Annotated in this window: 21 protein-coding genes and 1 tRNA gene; 15 read left to right on the top strand and 7 right to left on the bottom strand. The window is 42.1% G+C overall.

Annotation, left to right across the window (positions count from 1 at the left end):
• Positions 1-77: 77 nt before the first annotated feature.
• The gene (locus FTT76_RS09795) at positions 78-455 is read left to right on the top strand and encodes a hypothetical protein (RefSeq protein WP_168378736.1); all 378 of its coding nucleotides are present in this window, start codon (positions 78-80) and stop codon (positions 453-455) included.
• A 159-nt stretch (positions 456-614) separates the two neighbouring features.
• Positions 615-914, top strand: a complete 300-nt coding sequence (locus FTT76_RS09800; RefSeq protein WP_168378735.1) for an HNH endonuclease — start codon at positions 615-617, stop codon at positions 912-914.
• Positions 915-1,171: 257 nt separating this feature from the next.
• Here FTT76_RS09800 and FTT76_RS09805 read toward each other — a convergent pair.
• Positions 1,172-1,258 (bottom strand) — tRNA-Leu (locus tag FTT76_RS09805).
• 178 nt (positions 1,259-1,436) lie between these two features.
• Here FTT76_RS09805 and queA point away from each other — a divergent pair.
• The 8 genes from queA to secF all read left to right on the top strand — a co-directional run bounded on the left by queA (position 1,437) and on the right by secF (position 9,698).
• On the top strand, positions 1,437-2,477 hold the full coding sequence (gene queA / locus FTT76_RS09810) for a tRNA preQ1(34) S-adenosylmethionine ribosyltransferase-isomerase QueA (protein WP_180110502.1): 1,041 nt from the start codon (positions 1,437-1,439) through the stop codon (positions 2,475-2,477).
• 21 nt (positions 2,478-2,498) lie between these two features.
• Positions 2,499-3,527: a hypothetical protein gene (locus FTT76_RS09815; protein ID WP_180190427.1), complete on the top strand. Its 1,029-nt coding sequence runs from the start codon at positions 2,499-2,501 to the stop codon at positions 3,525-3,527.
• A 54-nt stretch (positions 3,528-3,581) separates the two neighbouring features.
• Complete coding sequence (locus tag FTT76_RS09820) at positions 3,582-4,148, top strand: LemA family protein (RefSeq protein WP_180190428.1); 567 nt, start codon at positions 3,582-3,584, stop codon at positions 4,146-4,148.
• Between the two features lie 80 nt (positions 4,149-4,228).
• Positions 4,229-5,125, top strand: a complete 897-nt coding sequence (locus FTT76_RS09825; protein ID WP_180190429.1) for a DUF4303 domain-containing protein — start codon at positions 4,229-4,231, stop codon at positions 5,123-5,125.
• An 80-nt stretch (positions 5,126-5,205) separates the two neighbouring features.
• The gene (tgt, locus tag FTT76_RS09830) at positions 5,206-6,336 is read left to right on the top strand and encodes a tRNA guanosine(34) transglycosylase Tgt (RefSeq protein WP_078191270.1); all 1,131 of its coding nucleotides are present in this window, start codon (positions 5,206-5,208) and stop codon (positions 6,334-6,336) included.
• A gap of 106 nt (positions 6,337-6,442) precedes the next feature.
• On the top strand, positions 6,443-6,772 hold the full coding sequence (yajC, locus tag FTT76_RS09835) for a preprotein translocase subunit YajC (RefSeq protein ID WP_078191271.1): 330 nt from the start codon (positions 6,443-6,445) through the stop codon (positions 6,770-6,772).
• 54 nt (positions 6,773-6,826) lie between these two features.
• Positions 6,827-8,725 carry a protein translocase subunit SecD gene (secD, locus tag FTT76_RS09840; RefSeq protein WP_180190430.1) on the top strand — a complete coding sequence of 633 codons (1,899 nt, stop codon included), beginning with the start codon at positions 6,827-6,829 and terminating at the stop codon, positions 8,723-8,725.
• Between the two features lie 10 nt (positions 8,726-8,735).
• Complete coding sequence (gene secF / locus FTT76_RS09845; RefSeq protein ID WP_180102843.1) at positions 8,736-9,698, top strand: protein translocase subunit SecF; 963 nt, start codon at positions 8,736-8,738, stop codon at positions 9,696-9,698.
• Between the two features lie 62 nt (positions 9,699-9,760).
• Here secF and FTT76_RS09850 read toward each other — a convergent pair whose 3' ends face one another.
• The 5 genes from FTT76_RS09850 to cysM all read right to left on the bottom strand — a co-directional run bounded on the left by FTT76_RS09850 (position 9,761) and on the right by cysM (position 16,000).
• Positions 9,761-10,417: a hypothetical protein gene (locus FTT76_RS09850; protein ID WP_180190431.1), complete on the bottom strand. Its 657-nt coding sequence runs from the start codon at positions 10,415-10,417 to the stop codon at positions 9,761-9,763.
• 76 nt (positions 10,418-10,493) lie between these two features.
• On the bottom strand, positions 10,494-12,800 hold the full coding sequence (locus FTT76_RS09855) for a bifunctional (p)ppGpp synthetase/guanosine-3',5'-bis(diphosphate) 3'-pyrophosphohydrolase (RefSeq protein ID WP_078191275.1): 2,307 nt from the start codon (positions 12,798-12,800) through the stop codon (positions 10,494-10,496).
• Positions 12,801-12,833: 33 nt separating this feature from the next.
• The gene (rlmD, locus tag FTT76_RS09860) at positions 12,834-14,222 is read right to left on the bottom strand and encodes a 23S rRNA (uracil(1939)-C(5))-methyltransferase RlmD (protein ID WP_168378728.1); all 1,389 of its coding nucleotides are present in this window, start codon (positions 14,220-14,222) and stop codon (positions 12,834-12,836) included.
• Between the two features lie 6 nt (positions 14,223-14,228).
• On the bottom strand, positions 14,229-15,047 hold the full coding sequence (locus FTT76_RS09865; RefSeq protein ID WP_180004601.1) for a 3'-5' exonuclease: 819 nt from the start codon (positions 15,045-15,047) through the stop codon (positions 14,229-14,231).
• A gap of 32 nt (positions 15,048-15,079) precedes the next feature.
• On the bottom strand, positions 15,080-16,000 hold the full coding sequence (gene cysM, locus FTT76_RS09870) for a cysteine synthase CysM (RefSeq protein WP_078191278.1): 921 nt from the start codon (positions 15,998-16,000) through the stop codon (positions 15,080-15,082).
• 153 nt (positions 16,001-16,153) lie between these two features.
• On the opposite strand from cysM, the gene FTT76_RS09875 reads away from it, so the two are divergent.
• The 5 genes from FTT76_RS09875 (at position 16,154) to rsfS (ending at position 22,078) form a co-directional block, all read left to right on the top strand.
• A complete protein-coding gene (locus FTT76_RS09875; RefSeq protein WP_180190432.1) occupies positions 16,154-18,961 on the top strand; it encodes an ATP-binding protein in 2,808 nt (935 codons plus the stop codon).
• A gap of 111 nt (positions 18,962-19,072) precedes the next feature.
• Positions 19,073-19,861, top strand: a complete 789-nt coding sequence (locus tag FTT76_RS09880; RefSeq protein ID WP_180004603.1) for a crotonase/enoyl-CoA hydratase family protein — start codon at positions 19,073-19,075, stop codon at positions 19,859-19,861.
• A 32-nt stretch (positions 19,862-19,893) separates the two neighbouring features.
• Positions 19,894-20,763 (top strand): NAD(P)-dependent oxidoreductase, encoded by an 870-nt coding sequence (locus FTT76_RS09885; protein WP_180117957.1) that lies wholly within the window; start codon positions 19,894-19,896, stop codon positions 20,761-20,763.
• Positions 20,764-20,805: 42 nt separating this feature from the next.
• On the top strand, positions 20,806-21,603 hold the full coding sequence (locus FTT76_RS09890) for a hydroxypyruvate isomerase family protein (RefSeq protein WP_078191282.1): 798 nt from the start codon (positions 20,806-20,808) through the stop codon (positions 21,601-21,603).
• A gap of 73 nt (positions 21,604-21,676) precedes the next feature.
• Complete coding sequence (gene rsfS, locus FTT76_RS09895) at positions 21,677-22,078, top strand: ribosome silencing factor (protein WP_078191283.1); 402 nt, start codon at positions 21,677-21,679, stop codon at positions 22,076-22,078.
• A gap of 94 nt (positions 22,079-22,172) precedes the next feature.
• On the opposite strand, the gene FTT76_RS09900 is transcribed toward rsfS, so the two are convergent.
• Positions 22,173-22,790: a hypothetical protein gene (locus FTT76_RS09900; protein WP_180123881.1), complete on the bottom strand. Its 618-nt coding sequence runs from the start codon at positions 22,788-22,790 to the stop codon at positions 22,173-22,175.
• Positions 22,791-22,800 lie beyond the last annotated feature (10 nt).

Consider the following 22,800-nt stretch of genomic DNA (forward strand, 5'->3'; position numbering starts at 1 on the left):
GGGATATAGATTCATAAAAGGCGATATTAGCTTTCTCAAACAGAAAGACGATTAATAAAGAATGATTGGATATTGATATGAAAAGAGCAATTTTTTTCCTAATAGTCTTAAGTGCTGTAAGTTTAGAAGTAGCCGCAGGAAACTCCCTATTGACTGAATTTAATAAAGAAATAGCACCTTATCAAAAAGGTATAAAATACAATTCAGCAGCTATGGATCGTCTAGCAGATAAAGAGTTAAGTGGTGCTAAATTAACTGATTCTGACTATAAAAAAGTCTTCTTTTTGAGTTGTAGCTCTTTAACATATATGAATAAAACAACTGCGGTAACAAAAAAAGCTAAATATAAAAATTTAGAAAAAGCTAAAAAACTTCAGAAAATAATTTCAAATTCTAAAGCTGTGATGGATGTGACGGAAAGAGATTGTAATAAAGCAGGTATGCCTGTTTCTTAACAAGAGTTAGCTACATGAATAGGAATTAATTTGAATGGTAGTAGTACTGTTTCATTTACGTAGAGAGAGTATATACGGCATTGGCGGAGATGCTTAACTACACTAAAAAGTTAGTAAATATATCATTGGACTACAGCCATAAAATAAGGAAAACCTAAAATGGCAAATTCATGGGGAATACCAAAGCACATAGAAGATGCGGTCTCGGAGCGAGACCTGTGCTGTGTATATTGCGGCAAAAAGTTTGGTACTGAAAGAGCCAACAAGAAGTCTTGGGAACACATTATCAACGATATAAGAATTACAACCTTAACCAATATTGCATTGTGCTGTGTTGGCTGCAATGCATCTAAAGGCAATAAAGACTTAGCAACTTGGTTCCACTCTGAGAATGCTCGAAAAAGAGGTGTCAACACTGAGACAATTGCAGATGTCATCAAAGTAGCTTTAGATAGTTAATAAATCTTTTAAATACTACAAGCCCTATAAGACACCCGATCAATCACATTTGATTATTGTATTGATCTAATAATTTAAGCTTAGCATCTGATTCCACCATGAGTACCCAAACAAAATTCAGGTACTCATTTTACGAAGTGACCACCTGAAACGTGGCTAGTGAAATCATTGGAAATTTTCTAGGAATTTTATATAATTCATTACTTTTAGACATAAAAAACCCCAAGTCTTAATAAGCTTGGGGTTTTTTAGAATTTTGGTCCCGAGGGTCGGACTCGAACCGACACATCATCTCTGATAGTGGATTTTGAATCCACCGCGTCTACCAATTTCACCACCTCGGGAAGGTGTTGAAACGTATAATAAACTGTTTCAAAAACTTGTCAACGCATGATGTTCTCATTTGATTAAAAATAAACCGTATAAGAATTTTTAGATGGATAATCCATCAATTTCAGCGTTAAAACCCAAAAAAGCTTATACTAAGCCAAATTTCATTATCCCCTTTTCAGATTTCTTAACATGCAACTTTCTGACTTTAACTTCAATCTCCCTGACGAACTCATTGCCCGCTATCCGCTTGAAACACGTAGTGCATCACGCCTGCTCCATCTCGACCTGAATGGCGAATACCACGACCATCATTTCACTGACATTTTAGACTTACTCAATGAAGGTGACTTATTGGTACTCAACGATACCAAAGTGATGAAAGCTCGCTTAAAAGGCAAACGCGCTACAGGTGGTGCAGTTGAGGTTTTGGTTGAACGTATTCTTGATCCAAAAACCGCACATTGCCACATTAAAGCCAGCAATACACCTAAAGAAGGTGCGGAATTATTTATTGGTCCAGACGAAGTTAAAGTGACCGTTCAAGGCCGTCATGAAAACTTATTTGTTGTGGAATTTTCACAGCCTATTTTACAAGTTTTAGATTTATACGGTGCTTTACCGATTCCGCCTTACTTTAACCGTGAAGCAGAAGCGATTGATACCGAACGTTACCAAACTGTTTTTAACGATCCGACCAAATTGGCTTCAGTTGCAGCACCAACAGCAAGCTTACATTTTGATGAAGCGCTACTCAAAAAATTGGCAGACAAAGGCGTAAATAAAACTTTTGTTACCTTGCATGTGGGTGCTGGTACATTCTTACCCGTGCGCACCAATGACATTGAAAATCACATCATGCACAGCGAATGGTGTGACGTGTCAGAAGAATCTATGGCTTTAATCCGTGAGACAAAAGCACGTGGCAATAAAGTCATTGCTGTCGGTACTACAGCGACTCGCGCGACTGAAAGTGCCGCTCAAGCCAATGGCGGCGAACTCAAGGGCTGGACAGGTGATACGCAAATCTTTATCTACCCTGGTTATGAGTTCAAAGTGGTCGATCGTTTAATTACCAACTTCCATTTACCTGAGTCTACCCTGCTCATGTTAGTGTCAGCGTTGTCTAATCGAGACAATATTTTGAATGCCTATCACCATGCCGTCGAAAGCCAATATCGCTTCTTTAGTTATGGTGATGCGATGTTAATTGATAATATTAACCATCAATAATCATGCGATGACTTAGTCCCCATGCCGATCGATTCTGTAAAGCACTCCATCCATATTCGTCGTAAGAAGAATGCTGCGGTTTTTCAGAATATCGCTCGGCTTTGGGATATCGGCCGAAACGCAAAAACTCACCAAGAACTCCTCGATGGGCTGCATCCATGGAATGCACCCATTACGCTCAAATTTGAAAATTTACTGCCGCTGGCTTTAGCCGCACTGGGTATCGGCTTCATGCTGTTTATTGTGATTCAGCCCGATCATGGCTGGGCACAGCTTTGCTTTGCTGCGGGATTGGTCATGGTGTTTTGGGCGTATATCAGCTATGAAAAAGATGATCCGATCGAAGATGTAATTGCATTTTTAGAAACCGAATGCATTGCAAAAAAATACCAACTGGCCTTTAACCGACAGCCTGAATACATTTCGATGCCACTGAATAATCTACAATTTATTGGCAATCTTAAACGTATGTTCCCCGTGTTTAAGCAAGGCAGCCTTTCGAATGATATTCAGACCTTCGCGAGCACCGTTTGGGAAGATGAAAATCAGCAACAGCATCAAGTCATGGTCTTTCATTATCACTATGTGAATGAACTGAAAGTACGTGACAAAGACGGTGATGAAGTCACGGTTAAAGAAATTCATAAAGACCTGTGGGGCGTATTTGTTTTTGATATTGGCATCCATGGACTAGCCGTATCTGCAACAGGCAAAAACTTTGGCTATCCCTATAGTTTTCCTTGGCACAGCAGCGACATTCAAACCAATCAAAAATTAAAGTTTTATGGCGAGAACCAAATGGAAATCGCTAAATTGCTCAGCCCGGGCTTTGTACTCCGACTGGCGGATTTTTTTCAAAACCGTGAAGGTGATCTGCTATTTCATCCGAGCCACCGAATAATGTGCTATCTTGGCTCTACAGATTTATTTAAAGTCAGTAGTAAAGCAAAACGAATTCAGGATGTTTCTGCATTGCGTGGACATCTCAGAACCTTTAAATTAAATGCTTTAGAAAATTTGAAAAACGACTTAACGCAGTTTTTAAAATAGATTTCATTCAATAATGTTTTAAATTACGACCTTTTATCTTGAGGATAAAATTTTATGGGGCTTTTGATCTTTGTTTTAATCATCATTGCATTGGTGATTGGCGCAATCATGATTCGCAACAACATTGTCCGACATCACAATGCAACCATTCGTGCATGGTCAGATGTAGCCAGCTATGAACGTCAAAAAATCAAAATTTTAGATGGATTACAGCCTTTGGTTGAGCAATATTCCAATTTTGAACAAGGGACTTTGGCAAAAGTCACTGAACTCCGTCAAAACATTATGAATTTGAACATCAATAGTACCGATGTCAGCCAATTACAGCGTATTGAAGCCTTAAATCAAGATCTGATGCGCAGCCTGAATGTTGTGGTTGAAAACTATCCTGAGCTCAAAGCCAATGATATTTATCTGAAAATGATGAATGAAATTGAAGAACAAAACGAAAATGTCGGTGCGGCGATTACTATTTTTAACCGCAACGTTGAGTTGTTCAACAACCACATTCAAGTGTTTCCTAACAATATTATTAATACGCTATTGCTGAGTAAAAAAGCGGTTCGCCCTTTCCGCGATCAAGCTGCCAGCCAAAATTTTGATTATCGTCCGAACTTTTAAGTTCGGGCTTTAACGTACCAAAGTAAAAAAATAATGATGAGGTGATCAAGCACCTCCAAAACTAGAAAGAAAAATAAAATATGCAAAATCAAATTAATGCACTGAAAAATGTGCTGATTCAGGAGTTTTTCAAACTCTATGAGCAGCACCAAGACGACCATATTTACGCATGTACATTGGCGTTCAATCCCTATTTATCCATAGACTATATCGCAGTCTCTACGCAGCGTAGTATTTTTGCCGAAGATGAAGATTCTGCTCAATATCTTACAACGCATGATCGATGGAATGTGTCGAAATGGCGCTATCGTAGCCTACCATCTTTAAGTCAAGACTTGGCGCAGTTCAAACTGACATCTGTAAATGAAGTGGGTTTTTTAGACCTCAATCCATCTTCGATCGAAAGCTCAATGAAGTCTGAGTCAACTAACCATCTTTCAATCTTGCTCAATGCCATACAACAAACAAAAGTCGACTTGGTTCAGTCCTACGGCATTGAATTGGACAATATTCTGTTTTTTATCACGGTGCCTACACAGCCCGAAATAGAGATTTATTCAGCTCAAGTTTTAAATACTCCAAATACACAACTTGATGATTTTCTCAAATCCAAACAACCGCTCAAGCTCGACAGCTTACCCAAGCGTATGAAGCTGTCTCAGTATGATAAAGACCTGCTGATTGATTTGGCTCAAATCGTTGAAATACAACCTTATAACTATTTACATGTTGCCAATGAAGTCTATCTTTTAAGCTTAGAAAAAACCTATGCAACCACGAATCCTTATATTCAAAAGCTCATTGACAGCATCGTGGCCATGACATCGGACCCGAAAGGTACATTTGCGATGGAAAAAGAAGAAATTTTGCAGCGAATTAACCAGTTCTATTTTAATGCCAAGAGTTCAGATGAAGCCCTATCACAAGATGCAATCTATAAATTTACAGACTTAACACCCGACAAAGCTAGCGTTTAACCGCAGAATCAAGGAAAATAGAGCACTTTTAGCACTCTTACCATCAGCGAACTGTTTTTTCGCCTTGATCTGGACCTTGTATGAAGTTTGAAAAATTGGCGCAATCGGGCCGTGCTCGTCGCGGCCGTTTAACCCTTGAACATGGTGTTGTTGAAACACCTATGTTCATGCCTGTTGGTACTTACGGTACTGTAAAAGGCATGCTCCCACGTGACATTAAAGAAATTAAATCCCAAGTTATTTTGGGCAATACCTTCCATTTATATCTACGCCCAGGCCTAGATGTTATTCGTGAACATGGTGGTTTACACCAATTCATGAAATGGAATAACCCGATTTTGACAGATTCAGGCGGTTTCCAAGTCTTCAGTCTTGGCGCTATGCGCAAAATTAAAGAAGATGGCGTAACTTTCCGCTCTCCAATTGACGGCTCTAAAGTCTTTTTATCTCCTGAAATTTCGATGGATATTCAGCACACACTGAATTCAGACATCGTGATGATTTTTGATGAATGTACGCCTTATCCTGCGACACATGAAGAAGCGCAAAAATCATTGCAGCTTTCATTGCGTTGGGCGAAACGTTGTAAGACTCAACATCATGACGTGCTGAAAAACCGTAATGCCCTGTTTGGTATTATCCAAGGCGGCATGTACGAAGATTTACGTGATGAATCTTTAAATGGTCTGAAAGAAATTGATTTTGATGGTTATGCCATTGGCGGCTTGTCTGTTGGCGAACCAAAAGAAGAAATGATCAAAGTATTGGATTATCTTCCAGAGAAAATGCCTGCGGATAAACCACGTTACTTGATGGGTGTCGGTAAACCAGAAGATATCGTTGAAGCGGTTCGTCGCGGTGTCGATATGTTTGACTGTGTGATGCCAACTCGAAATGCACGTAATGGTCATTATTTTGTGACTGACGGTTTAGTGCGTATTCGCAATGCCAAATATCGTCATGATCAAAGCCCGCTTGACCCACATTGCGACTGCTATACCTGTACAAACTTCACCAAATCTTATCTCTTCCATCTTGAGAAATGCGGCGAAATGCTCGGTTCGATGCTCGGTACTATTCATAACTTACGTTATTACCTGCGTCTGACTGAAGCGATGCGTGATGCTCTCGATCATGGCACTTTTGATGAGTTTGTTGAAGACTTTTATCGTCGTCGCGGCATGGAAGTGCCACCTTGTCCTCAAGATTAATTCTTTCAGCATTTGCGCTGAAGAAAAAGACAAGGTAAATTGCTGAACAAGTCCAATTTATTTATCAAAGTATTGATAACCAGTTTTTTTAGTTTAGGAAAATGAAATGAGCCTTTTTATTTCTACTGCTCACGCGGCAGGTGAAGCTGCACAGCAACCAAGCATGATGGCAAACCTGTTGATGATTGCGGTATTTGTCGCAATCTTCTACTTCTTGATCTGGCGCCCTCAATCAAAACGTGCAAAAGAACATCGTGCACTAATTGAAAGCCTTGGCGTTGGCAGTGAAGTTGTTTTTGCGGGCGGTTTAATGGGTAAAATCACAAAAATCGAAGGTGATTTTGCAGTTGTTGAACTGAACCGTGGCGTAGAAGTAAAAGTACAACGCGCAAGTGTGATTTCAGTTCTGCCTGAAGGCACTCTAAATAACCTTTAATCAAAAAATAAGTCGTGCACCCGCACGGCTTTTTTCATTTTAAGAAGAAAACGAATGCGTTACCCAGCATGGAAATATCTACTGATTCTAGTGGTACTAGTCATCAGTACATTATATGCCCTGCCAAGTTTGTATCCTGATGAACCTGCTGTTCAAATTTCAGGTGCCAAAGCCGGTACCCAGATTGACCAAAGCATCGTACAAAAAGCAGAGCAGATTTTAAAATCTGAAAATATTGCCAGCCATGACAATAGCTTCACCAATAATGCCGCTTTATTACGTGTTGATTCGAGCGAACAACAATTAAAAGCGAAAGAAGCACTGCGTCGTGGGCTCGGTGAAAATTATGTCGTCGCACTAAACCTTGCGCCTACTACGCCAGAATGGCTACAAAAAATTGGTGCTAAACCAATGAAGCTAGGTCTGGATTTACGTGGTGGTGTACATTTCCTACTTGAAGTGGATATGGATAAAGCCATTTCACAACGTATGGAAACGTCTGCGGCTGACTTACGTCGCCAACTTCGTGACAATAAATTAAAATTCAATAGCTTATCTTTGAACAACAACACCATTACGATGCAATTTGCAAATAATGATGACCGTTCTGCAGCTATGGATTTCCTTCGTCGTAACGGCAATGAATATACGCAACAAGCGGTTGCAACTACTGAAGGTTCGACTCTTCGTCTAAGCTACACCGATACACGTAAACAAGAAATTCAGTCTTATGCTGTCAACCAAAACTTAACGACTTTACGTAACCGTATTAACGAGTTAGGTGTAGCGGAAGCATTGGTGCAAACTCAAGGTAGCAACCGTATTGTGGTTGAATTACCGGGTGTACAAGATACTGCTGAAGCAAAACGTGTACTTGGTCGTACTGCAAACCTTGAGTTCCGCTTAGTTTCTGACTTAAATGATCAATACATCGATCCATACACAGGTCAAGCAAAAGGCTCATTACCTCCGGGTACCGAAGCTTTTGCTTATGAATCTTTGGACAACGGTCGTCAATTATTGCTTAACCGTAACCGTATCTTAACAGGTGAACGTGTACAAAATGCGTCATCAGGCTTTAGCCAAGATACAGGTGGTGCTGAAGTAAATATTACTTTGGATACTGCGGGCGGTAAGTTGATGTCTGAAGCCACTCGTAATGCTGTAGGCAAACGAATGGCTGTTCTGTTCATCGAGAACAAACAAAAAATTAGTTATGTTGCAGATCCTACAACAGGCACACAAACTGAAGTTCGTACACCTTATACCGAATCTGTGGTCATCAATGCGGCAACGATTCAAGCCGTATTGGGTTCTCAGTTTCGTATTACTGGTCTAGATTCACCTCAAGAAGCGTCTGAACTTGCATTGATGCTACGTGCAGGTGCATTGGCAGCGCCAATGTACTTCGTGGAAGAACGTGTGATTGGTCCGAGTCTCGGTCAAGAAAACATCGACAAAGGCGTATTATCAACTCAAATCGGTTTCTTATTGGTTGCGATTTGGATGGTGGTCTTCTTCCGTGTGTTCGGTTTGATTGCCAACTTTGCTCTCGTGGTTAACCTTGCCATGATTTTAACCATCATGTCTTGGATTGGCGCGTCCCTCACCCTTCCGGGTATTGCAGGTATCGTGATTACCATTGGTATGGCGGTCGATGCCAACGTACTGATCTGTGAGCGGATACGAGAAGAAATTAAATGGGGTGCCTCGCCGAAACAGGCGATTGTTGCGGGTTATGATCGTGCGTATAACACCATCTTTGACTCCAACTTAACCACATTCTTGGTTGCTTTCATTCTGTTCGCCATTGGTACAGGCCCGATTAAAGGCTTCGCGGTTACCCTAATGATTGGTATTGTGTGCTCGATGTTCACAGCGATTACCGTGACACGTGCAATCGTACAAATCATTTATGGTAAAAAACGTAACCTGAAGAAGTTGAGCATTTAGGAGATCGAAGATGACTGAAAATACTCAACCGAAACAATACGGCCGTCCGGACAACGAGCGCATTATTCCGTTTATGAAGATTGCCAAACCGGCAGCCTTGATATCGATTGTCTTAACGCTCGCAAGTATCTTTTTTATTTGCACCAAAGGTCTAAACCTCGGTTTGGACTTTACTGGCGGTGTAGCAGCAGAGTTGAACTATAGTCAACCAGTAAAATCTACCGATGTGAGCTCAGCGCTGACAAAAGCTGGTTTTAAAGATCCTGTAGTACAAACCTTAGGATCTGACCGCGACCTGATGGTTCGTATGCCAGTTCAAAAAGACATTGAAGCTGAAGACTTAACCAAAGCCATTACAACTGCTGCTCAATTGCCAGGCAATAAAGCAGAAGTACATAAAGTTGATGTGGTTGGTGGTCAAGTCGGTAATGAACTCTATGTGCGTTCTGCGGGCGCTGTAGGTCTTGCCCTACTGCTCATGCTGGTTTATGTCACTATTCGCTTTGAGTTCAAACTTGCAATGGGTGCTGTATTGTCTTTATTCCACGATATCGTGGTGACCATTGGTATCTTTGCCATGATGCAGTGGCCGTTTGACTTAACAGTTTTGGCTGCGCTACTCGCGATTATTGGTTTCTCGCTCAACGATAACATCGTTGTATCTGACCGTATTCGTGAAAACTTCCGTAAGATTCGTGGTGCTGAGCCTCTCGAAGTTGTCAACAGTGCATTAACTGAAACACTTCGCCGTACCATTCATACCTCAATGACACTATTACTGGTTGTTGTAGCAATGATGGTACTGGGCGGTGATGGTCTGAAATGGTTCTCTGTTGCAATGTTTGTTGGTGTATTTGTGGGTACATATTCATCAATCTACATTGGTACTGCTTTCGCGCTATGGCGTGGTCTAAACCGTCAAGACTTCATTGTACAAGTGAAGCCTGAATTTGAAGAAGAAGAGATTCCTTAAGCTTTTCGACTTATAGTTCAAATCAAAACCCATCTTCGGATGGGTTTTTTTATGCGACTACGTTAAATAAATGAGCTAGGTAAGATCGCAATAATAGGATGTAATTTTTCAATATCGGATTGCAGGAATTCCACCTGTCGTTTTTGGTCTAGACTTGCAAATTGCCACGTGTCATCTGTTTGCTGTATCACGTTTAAAATAAGATTTAAGCCATTCCGCAAATATACACAGGCTAGATCCGATCTCTCCACTCCTCGCCTTTCATCACAGACCACAAGCCAACCCTCTTGTAATACAGGGGCATAATACGACGCTGTGATGCGAATAAAATATAAGCCTTGAGTGTTTTTAAATAATGCTGAATATTGAGATGCATTATTTGAAATCGGTTTTAATGAAAATGCCTGTGTCTCAACCACCTGCATTTCAAAAAGGACTAAACTTACTTGCTCCTTAGCGCGCTTGTCTTGCTCTATAAACTGAACTTCATCATCCAAACTTCCCTTTATGAGTCCCAATTGTGACTCTAATTCACGTGCAAATTTCTCTCCAATCTGCCGATGACTATTTAATAATTGGGTAATTAAAGGAACCGCTAAGCCAAAATGTTCACACACGGCTTTACCATTTTTAAATAGGCCAGTTGCCACCCAATGGTCAATGGCTTGTGTTAAATTCTGTCGACGCTTTTCAAAAAGCTCTGAAGGCAGCATAAGCATTTAATTTTATAATTTCTCTCCCCCCAATATAATAAAAAAACCCGCACGCAGCGGGTTTTTTTATACAACTTTATTTTTAGCTACCTTGTACCAAGCGACGTGCGCTGATAATGCCCGGTTGTTGCTCTAGACGTGCTAACAGTTTTGATAACTGTGCCAAGCCTTTCACTTCAATCAACAGCTTCATATTGGCAATACCATCACTTTCGGAAATCGTGTTCACCTGACGAATGTTGATTTGGTCTGAGAAAATCACTTGAGTCAGATCTTTAAGCAAACCACGACGGTCATAAGCTTCCACCACAATTTGCACACTTTGACCGCGAGTTGGCTGCATTTCCCAATCCGCTTCAACCGCACGCTCAGGCTCTTGTCCAATCATACGGATATAATCCGGACATGCGACCTTATGGATACTCACGCCACGATTCAGTGTGATATAACCAGCAATCGATTCACCATGCACAGGCTGACAACACTGAGCAATGTGTAGTTCTACATTGTCCAGACCATCAATCAAAATACCATGCGCCGAAAGCGTATGACTTGCACGAGGGTTCAAGGTCGGTTTTAACACCAGTTCAGGCTCATCCTGATCGAGGTGCATATGACGGTTAACCTGATTGATTAAGGCATGTAAGCTAATGTCGCCACTCACCAAGCCAATCAAGATATCTTCACCCAATTTCACATTAAAATGATTGCAGTAATCATTCAAATCGATACTTTTCGGGTGAATCGCCAAACGTGACAATTCTTTATTCAGAATCTCACGTCCCACTTCCAAATTTTTACTACGGTCTTGCTGACGGAACCAATGACGCAACTTATCACGTGCACGAGCCGTCTTGATATAACCCAGCGAGTTCACCAACCAATCTCGGTTAGGCTCACGATCTTTCTTGGTTAAAATCTCAACCTGTTCCCCAGTTTTGAGGGTATAGGTTAAAGGCACATAACGTTGGTTCACTCGTGCCGCATAGCACTTGTTGCCTACTTCAGTATGCACATGATAGGCAAAGTCGAGCACGGTGGAACCGCGTGGTAATTCTTTGATATCACCATCACGACTAAACACATAGATTTTCTCAAAATCTTCAAACTCTTGGATTTGTTCGAAGTTTTCAGAATCTTCATCTTCTTTATGGGCGCTAGCATCATTTCGTTCTTGATAATGTTCAAGCACGGCACGCAAAGAATGTAAGCGATGATTAAATGAATAATCTGTGGTTTTAGAACCTTCTTTGTAGTTAAAGTGCGAACACACCCCGAGTTCAGCTTCTTCATGCATATTATGCGTACGAATTTGCACTTCTAAAGATTTGTTCTCTGCAATCACGGCCGTGTGCAGTGAGCGATAACCATTGGCTTTCGGGTTGGTAATATAATCATCAAACTGATGCGGAATATGACGCCAAATCTGATGAACAATCCCCAGTGTGTGATAACACTCAGGTACATTATCCACCAAAACGCGAACCGCTCGAATGTCATAAAGCTGATCAAAGCTCAGGTTCTTACTCTTCATTTTTCGATAAATCGAATAAATGTGTTTAACCCGACCATTAATCTCGGCCTCAATGCCATGATCTAACAGTTCTTTACGCAACTTTTCTGTCACGAACTGAATATATTGTTCACGCTCTAAACGTTTTTCATTCAGTAAAGAGGCAATTTCTTTATAGCGTTCAGGTGCAAGATAACGGAAAGCAAGATCTTCTAGCTCCCACTTGAGCTGTGCAATCCCTAAACGGTGCGCGAGCGGCGAGTAAATGGTTAAAATTTCTCGTGCGACACGCTCTTGACGCTCTTTGGTTGAGTGCGCCAACTCACGTAATGCATAGGTACGTTCAGAAAGTTTGATTAATACAACACGAACATCTTCGGTCACCGAAATCAGCATTTTATAAATGCCGGTCAAATGTTCACGTTGGTTATTATTAAAATGATCTTCTAGACGTTTATTTTGCTCAATCAGGTCAGACAACTTACCCATAGCAAGCGTGCCTTTCACCAAAGCATGCACTTGATCGCCAAATTTGCTTTGGACTTCTTCTAAACTGGTTACGCCTTCACGAACACTTCGATACAGCATAGCTGCTGATAACGTATCTTCATCCGCATACAGATGAGCAAGAATATCCGCCATTTCAATACCCGTATAGAAGGTATTCGAGCGATGGTTGACCGTTGTTTCAAGTTCATTCTGTAAGGTCAGATGTGCAACTTCTTCGAGTTGCTTTAGAGGAGCCCCGTCAAACATGCCACTCACACGCTCTAGCCATTCAGCTAAATCATGCTGTGCTTGCTCGGCATGTTCTACAGTCGTTTCCTGAGACAGCTCATTGAGACGTCCAGGTAATTGTTCACGTACTGTGACCATACCCTACTCCTAGTTTTCTACGCTTCATAACTTTTAATCGTTTATCTGATTTTCTTTTTCGAACAAAGCAATCGATTCGACATGCCCTGTATGGGTAAACATGTCCATGACACCCGCTTTTTTCAAACGGTAGCCTTGTTGTACCAGCATTCCAGCATCGCGTGCTAGTGTTGCAGGATTACATGACACATAAACGATTCTTTTTGCACCAAATTTGGGCACATAACGCATTATTTCTTCTGCACCAGAACGTGGTGGGTCTATCAATAATGCATCAAATCCTTGTTTTGCCCAAGAATGATGCGAAAAATCTTTTGTTAAATCTTGTGAATAAAATTTCAGTTGCGAAAGGCCATTGTTTTGTGCATTTTCTGCACCACGCTGAACCATTTCTTCACTCCCTTCAACTGCAACGACTTGACCCGTTGAACCCACACATTGAGCAAGTGGTAAAGAAAAGTTTCCTAAGCCACAAAACAGATCTAGAACTCGCTCACCCTGTTGTAACTGAAGCAATTCACATGCCAGTTTCACCATTTGCGGATTAATCGTGGAATTCACTTGCGTGAAGTCCTGAGGATTAAAGCCAAATTTCACAGCAAAGTCACTTAGACCATAGTGCAGACGCATCGGTGCATCGGGATGATCCACACGATGTAAGCTGTCTGGCCCTTCAGGTTGTAAGTACAGTTGCCACTCTTTATGTAACGCAAATTTTACTAATTGGTTGACATCTTCCGCGCAAAGTTCCGCCGTATGACGAATCAGGAGAGCAATTTCTTGATCTCCCATGGCCAGTTCCATATGCCCAATATCTGCTTTACCTTGCAAACTTTGTAACAATTGTTTGAGTGTGGTGATTGAGCCAAACTCACGATCCAACACCATACAACGGTCAATCGAAGTCAGCTTATTTGACTGGCTCTCACGAAAGCCGACCACAAGCTTATCTTTTGCAGGTAGGTAACGCACACCAATACGTGCTTTGCGACGGTAGTCTTCACGCAATGAACGTAAAGGAGCTAACCATTGATCAGGCTGAATGCCGGCAAAATGTTGCAAATGTGATTGTAAAACATCTTGTTTTAAACGAATTTGCTCGTCGGGATGGATATGTTGCATGCTACAACCACCGCAGACCCCATAATGTGGGCAGGCCGGTTTTACTCGTAGTGTAGACTCTTCGCTCAGCAATTCCAGACTGTCTGCTTCTTCAAGACGCTTAACGACATTGGTAATACGCGCACGCACTGTTTCACCCGGCAAGGCATAACGAATAAATACTTTCTTACCGTGTTTTTCTGTAGGATGATCTGGATGCGTCCCAAAGTGCGCTATGCCTCGCCCCTCATGTGAAAGCGATTCAACCTGAAATGTATAAATGGGTTGTTGGGCTTTTTGGGGTTTGGCTTTGTGTTTCATGCGTACCTAATGTGTGGAAGATGGGAAATCAGATTGAGTGAATTCGGTACGTTGCGAGGTTTGCTGCCATACCGATAAAAAGTCAGCGTGTTGCGGCTGAGTTTGTAAATATTGAATCGTACTTTGAATCAGGTGCTGATGATCATTCAACAATAACTGCCCTTTCAGCAACAGCCAGCGTAAATAAATCAACCATGTATTGAGCACATCGCCTTCACAGTAGCTGGTCAGTTCCATCCACTGTTGTTCACGTACATATTCAGGCACATGGTAGCCACCATCACCACGTTTACCAGGGAAACCAAGTAAATGTGCTGCATCGTCAAGTTTTTGAAAATGACGACCATGGAACATGGCCATGACATCCATCAAATCTACATGACGATGATGATAACGATTCTGGTAGTTATTATAGCGCTTTTGCGTATCAATCTCGCCCTGATCGAACAAACTTGGTGCAGATAGTCCGTGATACATGGCACGGAACAAAATTACAGGCAAATCAAACTGCGAACCGTTCCAACTGACCAAAGTCGGATGTCGCTTTTCAAAAATAGAAACGAATTTTTTTAAAATTTCAGCTTCGCTATTGTCTTCACGACTAAATGAAAACAACTTCATGCCCTTTTCATCAATCCATAGTCCAGAGATACAGACAATTTCATGCAAGGCCAAACGCTGAAAATCCGTGCCCGCCTCTTGGCGACGCAGTTTAGTCAGCGCAGCATCTAGATCCACCTCAGGCAGATCCAGTCCATACAAATGCGCACCTGACTTCAAATCTGTCAGTGTTTCGATATCAAAAATTAAAACAGGTAAACGCATAAGTACTCACCAGTGCCGATCGGCTACTGTAATTATTCAGGATCAACAACAGAGAATAGACCAGTAGATAAGTAACGGTCACCACGGTCACATACGATGCAAACAATCACGGCATCCGGATTTTCTTCAGCCAATTTAACTGAAGCCCATACCGCACCACCCGATGATGTACCTGCACTGATACCTTCTGTACGCGCTAAACGACGAGCCGTTTTTTCCGCTTCAATTTGCGGAATATCCATAATACGATCAACACGTGAAGGGTCAAAAATCGTAGGAAGATATTCTTGTGGCCAACGGCGAATACCAGCAATGTTTGAGCCTTCAGACGGCTGTAAACCGACAATTTGAATATCCGGATTTTGTTCTTTTAAATATTTCGAAATCCCCATAATGGTCCCCGTGGTACCCATAGAGCTGACGAAATGTGTAATTTTACCGCCTGTTTGTTTCCAAATTTCTGGACCCGTAGTGAGGTAATGTGCTTCTACATTGTCTGGGTTACCAAATTGGTTTAGGACTAAACCTTTGCCGTCTTTTTCCATTTGAAGGGCAAGATCACGTGCTTCTTCCATGTTTTCAGATTCGATCAGTTCAGCACCGTAGGCACGCATGGCATCTTTACGCTCTTGGCTAGAACTTGCAGGCATGATCAAGGTCATTTTATAGCCACGCATTGCAGCAACCATGGCTAAAGCAATCCCTGTATTTCCGCTCGTCGCTTCAATCAACGTATCACCCGGTTTAATCTGACCACGCTTTTCCGCTTGCATAATCATGTTATATGCAGGGCGGTCTTTGACCGAACCCGCTGGGTTATTGCCTTCTAACTTGGCTAATACTGTTGCTTGAGTATGACTTGCCAGACGCTGTAAACGCACTAACGGCGTGTTGCCGACGTAATGGTCTAATAAAAAATCGTCTGCTTGAAAATCAGGGGTTGTATTACTCATTATTCACACCTATATCGAGGTGCGCCTATTGTATGAAAAAATGCCTTTGCCTGCACCAATTTGCCTCGCTTTTTCGCGAAAGTGATTAAAGCGCAATCAGTTTTAAATAATCCATGCTAATATTCGGGGCATAAGGAATAAACTGCTTAAACCATGTCAAATATCAACAAAAAGCTTTTTAAACGCCTACACTTAAATCATGCCTATGGTCAGTTGATTGCACTTATTTTCGTGCCGATCACCATTTTGGCCTGTGTCGGTGCGATGTTGGTAATAACAGAAACCTCCAATGCAGCCAAAGCACAACAAAAACAAATGGCTGTCGCGATCCTGACGCGTTATCAACCGACATCAGAATCTGCCATAGAGTTGCTCAACCATTATCCGTGGCAGTTTGATCAAGCTCGTAACGCCATGCAAAGCATGTTGAACGAAAAACATTTGATTCGTGCCGCGATTATAGATTTCAAAGGCAACAACCGCCTGAGCATTGGCTTTCAAGATCAAGATATTTGGCCTGCTTTTGACAGTAAAGCATCTTTTATTGGACCGATTGCACATCAGGGTAACCATATTTATGCCCTGAAAATTTCAGATTCAACCCAGACGCCGGCATGGTTAAGCATTGAACTGGATAATCAACCGCTGCAAATTGCCCGCTATCGCGTGTTAATCGTGTTGATTGCAACAGGCTTATTGACGCTCTTATTACTTTTGCTGTGTTTGAATTTTTATTCACGTCGTTGGATCGCACCAATGTACGAAATTCGTATGCAGTTACAACGTTTAAATGCCGACACCCTAGATCAGCACATGATCATTAACAGTACTGGCGAACTCCGTTTATTACAGCGTGATATTGCCAATGTGGTTAAACGCTTGCATTTCAGTTTCTTAGAGTTACGTGAACATACCGAACAAACTGAAGATGACTTAAGACGCACCCTCGATACTTTGGAAGTGCAAAACATCACCTATCGTCAAGCTCGTGACCAAGCAATCCATGCCAATCAGTCGAAGTCGGTGTTCTTAGCCAATATTTCCCATGAACTGCGCACACCGCTGAACAGTATTGATGGCTTTATTCATCTTTTACTGCGCCAAGGTAACCTCAGTAATGAGCAAAATTTATATCTACAAACGATTCGTAAATCTTCAGCGCATTTATTGGCTTTAATTAATGACGTGCTCGATTTCTCCAAAATTGATGCCGGCAAACTAGAACTCGAAACTGCGCAATTTGACTTAGAAGAAGCCGTCTTTGATGTGATGGATATGTTGTCGCCATTGGCAGCGCAAAAGCACATCGATATGACCTTCTACTATGCGGACAATGTGCCAAAATTTGTGGTCGGCGATGCCCTACGCTTCAAGCAAATTTTGACCAACTTAATTTCAAATGCGATTAAGTTCACTCCAGATGGTGAAATTATTGTCCGTGTCCGTATGGAGCACGATGACATCGGTCAATGCCTGCTGCACTTTAGTGTGCAAGACAGTGGTATCGGCCTAAGCGGTACCGACCGTAAGAAACTGTTTGAATCTTTCTCGCAAGGTGATGCATCTGTGACCCGTCAATTTGGCGGTACAGGTTTAGGTCTTGCCATCTCCAAACAATTGGTCAGCCTGATGCATGGACAAATTGGCTTTGAAGATAACCAAGAACGTGCCCCAACAGAAAAAGGCTCAACCTTCTGGTTTACTGCGCGCTTTGTGGTCGATGAAGAAATTGAAATTGTGCATCCACAATTTAGCAATCTACAAGTCGTTTCCTACTTGGCACATCCAGCAACTGCCAATGTCCTACGTCATTATTTAGAAAATTATGATGTTGAACATATTGAAACGCAGTCAATCCTAGATTTATTTAGCCGTCTCAATCAGCTAAAAACCAATGAAAATACTTGGTTAATTGTTGACCATAGTGGTGACTCCGAAGCCTTACTGAAAGAAATTCGTCATCGTTATAGCGGTAACTTAGCAGTTTATGGCTACCAAATGATGCTCGATCCAAGCATGTTGAACGAGTACCGTGCTCGCCCATTGCATCAACCACTTAGCCGTACAGCATTGGTTCATTTATTGAGTAATGAGCCTTGGTTTGATCAGGAGCAACATGAAGAATTTAATGGTCAAGGTCTGCACATTTTAGCTGTCGACGACCATTTACCAAACCTGATTGTGCTTGAAGCCCTGCTCTCTGAGTTAAATGTTAAAACCACTAAGGCTTTGAGTGGACAAGAAGCCATCGAAATCATTCAGGCTCGCCAAGAGCAAGGTTTGGCAGCTTTTGACCTCATCTTTATGGATATTCAAATGCCTGTGATGTCAGGTGTCGATACCACGCGCGCTATTCGTTCACTTGAGTCAACCTTCGAAAATCATAAGCGCCTTCCAATTATCGCTTTGACGGCACATGCGCTCTCTGATGAAAAACAAAAACTCCTACAAAGCGGTATGGATGACTATGTCACCAAGCCAATTCAAATGGATCAAATTATTCAAATCTTGACCCAATGGACTACCGATAACTTTAAGAAAGTACCGGTTTTAGAGCGCAGTTCAGTGATTGAAGCCCTAGAGCCGAGTATTTTAGATTGGCAACAAAGCTTGCAGTTGGCCGCGAATAAAGAAGACCTTGCGGTCGATTTACTGAAAATGCTCGTCGATAGCTTTGAGCAAGAAATCCATGAAATGGCTCAACTCATCGAAGATGAAGATTTTCCACAATTAGAGCATGTGCTACATCGGCTTTATGGCGCAACCCGCTATGTGGGCGCTCCGACCCTCCAAGAGGTTTCAGGTCATTTTGAGCAGTTTGTATCGACCTTACGTAAGGAACGCCGTAAAGCAGATGACGCTTTTGTCCAAGAAACCCTGAACCGTTTTGATGAGTTAAAAAATGTCATGGCTCAAGTTGAACACGCAGCTCAACAAATCTTAGCCAAACAAAATAATTAAGCACAGTCCGACTAAAGTCAGTGCCGTCCAGCTTCTGTTGTGACTGCACTGTCATGTATCCTGTCAGGGTGCATGCTATGCTCGGGCGCAGAAACAACAAGAGTAATTACCATGGCTTTATTACGTGTAGAAAAAAATAATGGCATTGCAACGGTTTACTTAAACCGTCCAGAAAAACGTAATGCAATGAGCTTTGCATTGCTCAAAGAATTGGTCAGCACCGCTGAAAAATTAAAAAAAGATCGTAGCTTACGCTGTGTCATTTTAACCGGTGAAGCCAATGTATTTAGTGCTGGCATTGATTTGGCTGACCTAAATGATCCGAAAAATCGTGCCTATGCTGCATGGGAACTGTTAAAACCCGGTCAAAGTTTATTTCAAAAAGCCTTTCTGATTTGGCAGCAACTTCCTGTGCCGGTGATTGCCGCACTTGAAGGCTTTTGCTTTGGTGCAGGCATGCAACTTGCCTTGGCTGCCGATATCCGTATTGCCCACCCGAAAACGCAAATGTCGATTATGGAAAGTCGTTGGGGCTTAGTCCCTGATATGGGCTTAACTCGCTCACTCAAAGGTGTGATTGGACTGGATTTAGCCAAAGAATTAACCCTTACAGCACGTATTTTTGACGCAGAATATGCCAAGGATATTGGCTTAGTGACGCATTTAAATGTACAGCCTTTGCTTCAGGCACAGCAGTTAGCCGAAGAATTATCGCAACGTTCACCAGATGCCTTGGCAGCGGCAAAACAAGTGCTAGATGCTATGGAACATAGTCCAAAACGCTCTTTACGCTTAGAAAAAATCTGGCAATTTAAATTACTGCTCGGCAAAAACAGCCAATTGGCACGTAAAAAAGACAAGAACCCAGAGGTTCAGTTTTTACCACGCCAATATAAGTAAAATAGTCACACAGGATAGATTGAGTACAGCACATGGCGTTTGATCGTAATACAAAAATTGCATTTCTAGGTATGGGGCTGATGGGTAGCCGTATGGCCACGCGTCTCATTCAGGCAGGATTTGAAGTTGCGGTATGGAACAGAACTGCCGCTGCGTGTGATGAGTTGATTGCGATTGGCGCGACAGCGCTTCAATTGGACAAGATTGCCCATTATCCTGTGGTTTTATCTTGTCTCGCAGATGATGCTGCTGTTGCCGCGGTGTATGCAAGCATCGAAACCCATTTAGCGGCAGGACAAATTATTGTCGACTTCTCGAGTCTTTCTGTGAATCAATCCCATCAATTGGCTCAAGCTGCAAAGTTGAAACAAGTCACTTGGATTGACTCTCCTGTTTCGGGGGGCACAACAGGTGCTGAACAAGGCACTTTGGTCATCTTTGCCGGTGGTGATGCTCAAACGATTCAAGATTTGAGTCTGATTTACAATGTTTTATCTCAACGTGTTACCCGCATGGGCGACTCAGGTACAGGTCAAGCCACCAAAATTTGTAATCAGCTGATCGTTGCTGCCAATAGTACGTTAATCGCCGAAGCCGTTGCATTGGCCGAGAAATCAGGTGTAGACACCACGTTATTAGCACCAGCGCTTGCCGGTGGTTTTGCAGACTCAAAACCTTTTCAGATTTTAACTCCACGTATGGCCTCGCATCAGTTCGAACCCGTGCAATGGAAAGTTCAAACTTTATCTAAAGACCTGAATAATGCAGTCCAACTGGCCGCCGAGTTTGAGTTAAGCATCCCTGTTGCCAGCCTTGCTTTATCGCAACTCAAAGCCCATCAGGACAATGGTTTTGCAGAAAAAGATTTAGCCACCATCATTCAACATGTCGAACAAAACTAACGACTTTCACTTTAGAAGTAAATTGCTTCAAGGACGATATACATGACTCAGCTCGCGGTTAATTTATCCATGATTTTTACCGAAGTGCCGTTGTTAGAGCGTTTTGCTTTGGCTCGTGAACATGGTTTTAAGCATGTAGAAATTCAGTTTCCGTATGAGCTGAGTATTGAGCAAATCCAAACCCAGCTCACTATCAATGATTTAAGCCTGTGTTTAATTAATGTCCCTGCGGGTGATTTGATGCAAGGCGGCGATGGTCTTGCGGGAGTTCCGGGGCGTGAAAATCAATTTCATCAGGCCTTAGAGCAATGTATTCGCTATGCCACTGCGTTAAATGTACCGAGTGTCAATATTTTAGCCGGCAAACAGCCACAAGATGCAGACTTACTCCCATGTTTAAATACCTTGTCGAGCAACCTTAAACTGGCATGCCACATGTTGTCCGAACATCATATTCAACCGGTATTTGAAATGATTAATGGCACTGATATGCCGCGCTTTTTGGTGCAAAATATTGCCCAAGCTCAGGAAATGCTTGAAGCTGTACAACACTCTACTTTGAAGATGCAATATGACTGCTACCACATGGCGATGATGGGTGAAGATATTCTCAGTACTTTGGCAGAAAATATTCAGGATATCGGTCACATACAGTTTGCTGACTGTCCGGGGCGACATGAACCTGACTCAGCGCAGATTCCATTTGCAGAGATTTTTAAATGGTTAGATCAAAGCCAATATACAGGTTACATCGCGGCTGAATACCGACCACGAAGCAACTCATCACATTCTTTTGCGTGGAAAGACAAATACTTCCCTCATTTAGCCAATGGTCAATGACGTGTTGATTTGAAATTCAGCAACAAAACCGCTATATTAGACCATGTAAAATTGTCAGGAAATCATACCCTCTATGAATTTAGAACCATCGCCCAGCGCTTCTAATTCTCTCGATCTCGCAAAATCAACGCAAATCAAAGACGTACAAGCTTGCTTAGCTGTTGTACGTGAAGCACTTGAAGATGTAAAAGCCAAAGATATTATTGAACTTGATATCAGCACTATCAGCAACGTAGCAGATGCGATTGTTATTGCGAGCGGTACTTCAACTCGTCACATTAAGTCTCTTGCAGACAACGTGGCAGAAGAAGCACGTAAAGCTGGATTCCGCCCTATCGGTGTTGAAGGCGAACGTGATGCAGAATGGATCCTGATTGATCTCGGTTTTGTAGTGGTACATGTGATGTTACCTACAGCACGTAAATTCTATGATTTAGAAAGCTTATGGCGTACAGCTCCAGAAACTGTAGCTTAAGCTTCCAGAAAAAAGCGACCTAATTAGGTCGCTTTTTTTATCCCTTGATTTTATACACCAAGGACTATCAGCTTCATGGTGTTTCCCCCCGGCACTAAAGCAGTTGATGTAAATCCACCTCAGGATAATTGGCTTTAATTTTCAGCTTGGTTTGTGCATAAACTTGGTCTGCACGCATCGGGCCATAAAAGTCACAATACACTTCATAAATGCTCGTTAAAACTTTGGCATAACTGGTCAAGGGCAAAAACTCGACAAAACTCGCCGTATTTATTTGTGCATTTGCCGCAATTGCCAGCCCGATTTCTTCTAATTGCTCAATCACATCTTGGGTGAAATCAGCCTGATCTGTAGATTTCACCGTCAGCATGACTGACTCGATAAAGCCTAAAAAAGCTTCGCTAATGGTCTCTGCAATGAGCTCGTCTTCTTGCACCTGCTCCTGTGGTTTTTCAGCACGTAACAGTTCCTGCTTTTCTAAGGTAGATAACTCATACAAAACTTGCTTCAGCATATCTTTACGATAAAAGCGAAGCTCCTCTGTGGTACAGATATCATTTAAGAAGCGATTTAAGACAAATGACGGTTTCATGCTGTACTGCTGTTCCCAGTGCCGTAGCGCACTGTCGAGTAAAGTCCCATGAATAAATTGTTGTAAGCCTTTTTCTAAAGCTTCGCGGCGTTGTGCTAAATTCAACAGTTCGGTGCTCATTGCTTTACTC

The sequence above is a fragment of the Acinetobacter sp. YH01009 genome (assembly GCF_013420765.1).
GTDB classification, from domain to species: Bacteria; Pseudomonadota; Gammaproteobacteria; order Pseudomonadales; family Moraxellaceae; genus Acinetobacter; species Acinetobacter amyesii.